This is a genomic window from Streptacidiphilus monticola (genome assembly GCF_042658505.1).
Taxonomy (GTDB): domain Bacteria; phylum Actinomycetota; class Actinomycetes; order Streptomycetales; family Streptomycetaceae; genus Streptacidiphilus; species Streptacidiphilus monticola.
This window is the reverse complement of record NZ_JBHSQJ010000212.1, coordinates 1-914: the sequence shown is the minus strand read 5'-3', so window position 1 is coordinate 914 and position 914 is coordinate 1. Positions and strand designations below refer to the sequence as shown.

Below are 914 nucleotides of genomic sequence, written 5' to 3'. Positions count from 1 at the left end.
CATCCCACCCCACCCGGAACCGATCTGCACCCGCGACCCGAGTGCGCCAGGGAGGGTGCCGGTGCCCGGGTACAGGTAGAGGTTCCCGGTGGATGTCTGGACGGCTATGACGTCGTCCTTGCCGTCACCGCTGAAGTCGCCGGCAGTGAGGTGGTTCATGGTGTCCCAGCCGGTGCCGATCCTCGTGCGGGCCCCGAGGGTGCCGTTGCCGTTGCCGGGGTAGTAGTAGAGATCACCGGTGGCGGTCTCCATGGCGAGCAGGCCCCGGTGGGAGCCGGCCAGGGTGGCGCCGGTGAGGTTGGTCATCGGGGCGGTGCTGGTGGGGCTGGAGCTGGGGAACGGACTGGCGGTGTCCGAGCCGAGCCCTGCGGCGGGGCCGCACGTGGGCCAGGCGTTCTGCCCCTGGGCGGCGAGTACCTTCTCTCCGACCATGATCTGCTGGTCCTCGGTGGCCTGGTAGGGATAGGTGGCGTAGGCGGTGCCTCCGTAGGCGTTCCAGGTGGACAGGGAGAACTGCAGTCCGCCGTAGTAGCCGTTGCCGGTGTTGGCTGCCCAGTTGCCGCTGCTCTCGCACTGGGCCACCTTCTCCCATGTGGAGACCGAGGCCGCCTGGGCGGCTCCAGTGGCCAGGAACGGGAACGAGAGGACTGCGGCGGCCAGGGCGGCGACGGAGGTGGCCTGGACGGGTCGGAGCGGGACGCGGGGCATGGGACTTCCTCAGGGGGTGTGCGGGGTGCGGGAGTTCGCAGCCGCGGCGCGGCGGGCCGGCCGGCGTGCCATTTGCCGCGGTCTGCGGCTGACGGAGCGTCAGGGGGCGGGGGCCGCTGAGCGATCGGGATGAGGAGCGGCCCCCGTCACACGAGTGGTGTGCGGCTTACCAGCTGGTGCCGATCTGGGTGCGGGCGCCGAGGGTG

1 protein-coding gene is annotated in these 914 nt (G+C 71.3%); it reads right to left on the bottom strand.

Annotation, left to right across the window (positions count from 1 at the left end; translation table 11 throughout):
• A partial coding sequence (locus ACFP3V_RS31375; RefSeq protein WP_380591106.1) for a transglycosylase family protein occupies positions 1-708 on the bottom strand: 708 nt, incomplete at its 3' end.
• Positions 709-914: the final 206 nt, after the last annotated feature.